At 55.1% G+C, this 2,690-nt stretch carries 2 protein-coding genes; both read left to right on the forward strand.

Going from position 1 to position 2,690, the window contains the following annotated elements:
* Positions 1–742: YcjF family protein (locus tag H6F43_RS01375; protein ID WP_190340231.1), on the forward strand; the 742-nt coding region annotated here is incomplete at its 5' end.
* Between the two features lie 260 nt (positions 743–1,002).
* The gene (gene murD / locus H6F43_RS01380; protein ID WP_190340233.1) at positions 1,003–2,376 is read left to right on the forward strand and encodes a UDP-N-acetylmuramoyl-L-alanine--D-glutamate ligase; all 1,374 of its coding nucleotides are present in this window, start codon (positions 1,003–1,005) and stop codon (positions 2,374–2,376) included.
* Positions 2,377–2,690: the final 314 nt, after the last annotated feature.

The raw sequence follows: 2,690 nt of genomic DNA on the forward strand, positions 1-2,690 counted from the left end.
GCATCCTGAAGTACCCTGCCTTCTGGCAGTGACATGCCTGCATGAAGTGTATCCTTCCAGCGTCGAGGACCATCCCGACTATCCGCCATCGTTTGCAGATGTGGAACGATCGTTCGCAGGGCTGCAACAGGCGTTTGCCGGACTGTACGATCGAGCTGTATTAATTGACTTTACTCTCGAAGAAGACGGCTACAACCCAGTCTTCTATGGGTTGGAAGCCTTTGTAGATGCATTAGCCGATTTGCTTCCAGATGCGGAAGCGCGAGCAATTCATCAGCTTTTAGACGACGGAGCCGGAGAGCAAATCGGCAATCTTTATCGGGATGCTGGACGTCGCTATATTGTGCCGTTTGCAGTCATGGCAGCCACGGTTGCCGCTGTGCCTTTGCCGTTCGCCACTATGCCTGTTTTGACGGCATTGCAGGTGTCAATGGTTGGGCTGCTGGGGCAGCTTTATGGGCAAATTCTGACGCCCTCACAGGCAGGTGGACTGGTGAGCGCGATCGCGGGAGGCTTTTTAGCCCAGGCGATCGGGCGAGAATTAATTAAATTTATTCCTGGTTTTGGTAGCGTAATCGCGGCATCATGGGCAGCTGCCTACACGTGGGCGCTGGGCGAGACAGCATGCGTCTATTTCGGCGACTTAATGGGCGGTAAGAAACCTGACCCAAAACGCATTCAAGCTACGATGCGGGAATCATTTGAGGCAGCGAAGGATCGTTTTCGGGAATCAAAGTCGTAGTTGTGCAAAGCCTGCTACCTGACTGAAACCTTCCTCCGCATCTTGACCAAAACCTCCGAGGTTTGCGTAAGCCCTAACCAATTCTCCAAATTCCTGCCCCGATCGAACGACTGGAGCAATGACGCAATCGAACTTCCATAAATTCCGAATTCCGAATTTGCATTACAGCACTTGTCGCCATGCCCGTTAACGCGCCTCGTCTAGCGATCGTGCCCGTTAGGGAGTAGCATGTAGGATGCAAAATGACGGATGACCACGCCATGCCAAATGCCTATGTGATCGGATTGGGAAAATCGGGAAACGCAGCAGCCCGATTGCTCAAGCGACAAGGATGGCACGTTACCGTCAGCGATCGTGGCATGTCAGAGACTCTCCAGCAGCAGCAGTCAGAACTGGCAGCAGACGGGATTACCGTTAAGCTGGGCGATACGTTTGATCCGGAGGGGACACAGCCAGAACTGGTAGTTGTCAGTCCAGGTGTGCCGTGGGACGTTCCTAGTTTGGTGCGGGCGCGGGAACTGGGCATCGAGACGATCGGCGAAATGGAGTTGGCGTGGCGAAACCTACAGGGCTGTCCCTGGGTTGGCATTACGGGCACCAACGGCAAAACCACGACGACTGCCTTAATTGCGGCGATCTTTGAAGCGGCTGGATGCCATGCGCCCGCCTTTGGCAATATTGGCTATGCCGCGTGTGAGGTAGCGCTGGCTGAGAAGGCTCCTGATTGGGCGATCGCCGAAATCAGCAGCTATCAGATCGAAGCTGCCTCGTCGCTGGCGCCTCAAATTGGTGTCTGGACTACCTTCACACCCGATCACCTCAGCCGCCACAAAACCCTAGAGCGCTACTTCAGCATCAAAGCTCAGTTGCTCAGTCAGGCAAAGATGCAGGTGCTCAACGGCGACGACCCCTACTTACACAGCATGGGGCAGCAAGGACGCGATCCGGTGAAGTCCGATGCCTGCTGGACGAGCGTCAGCGGCAAAGAGGCACTCCTGGGAAATCTGGCTCTGGGTGTTTATCTGGATGATGGCTGGGTGATCGCTCAGGGACAGCCAATTTTGCCTGCGAGTCTGCTGCGGATGCCCGGACCCCACAACCAGCAGAATCTATTGATGGCGATCGCGGCGGCACGCTTAGCGGGCATCGAGAAGTCTGCCATTGTCCATGCGATCGCCACCTTTCCTGGCGTGCCCCATCGACTAGAACACATTTGCACGTGGCAGGGCATCGACTTCATCAATGACAGCAAAGCAACGAACTACGATGCGGCGCAGGTCGGGCTGTCTGCGGTGAAGGCTCCGGTGATTTTAATTGCGGGTGGGGAAGCAAAAATTGGGGAGGATGCCGCTTGGATTGCCACGATTCACGAAAAAGCGGCGGCAGTTTTGCTGATTGGTGATGCGGCTCCTGCGTTTGCGCAACGGTTGCAGCAGACGGGCTATGCTAACACCGAGATTGTGGAAACGATGGACCGCGCCGTGCGGCGATCGACAGACCTGGCTCTCCAGCTTCAGGCAGCGGTTGTGCTGCTGTCTCCAGCGTGCGCCAGCTTTGATCAGTACCCCAACTTCGAGCAGCGCGGCGATCACTTCCGACAGCTCTGTAGCGAGCTGTTGGGCAAGCCCAATTAACTGTTGAGTTCAGCTTGTGTACCTCCTGTAGATTTACACATCAAGGAGCAATATGAAGCTTAGATTAATCCCCATGTGCACTGAGAGATCCCCCGCGCGAATGTATTAGATTGTCTGGGTTAAACGCGTCTAGTGTGTGGCAGCCCAGCAACTATGAACAGGATTCAGCGATCGAGTCCGCTGACTCGCAGGCAGTTTACGCTTCTTTCAGCGTCCAGCTTCGGCTGGCTCATGGCATCTAGTACAGGGGTGGCAATGGCATTTCCTCGACTGAATCAGCGGCAAAATTTTGCCCTCAAGCGTCCTCCCATCTT

It is taken from the genome of Leptolyngbya sp. FACHB-36 (genome assembly GCF_014695955.1).
In the GTDB taxonomy this organism is placed as follows: domain Bacteria; phylum Cyanobacteriota; class Cyanobacteriia; order Leptolyngbyales; family Leptolyngbyaceae; genus FACHB-36.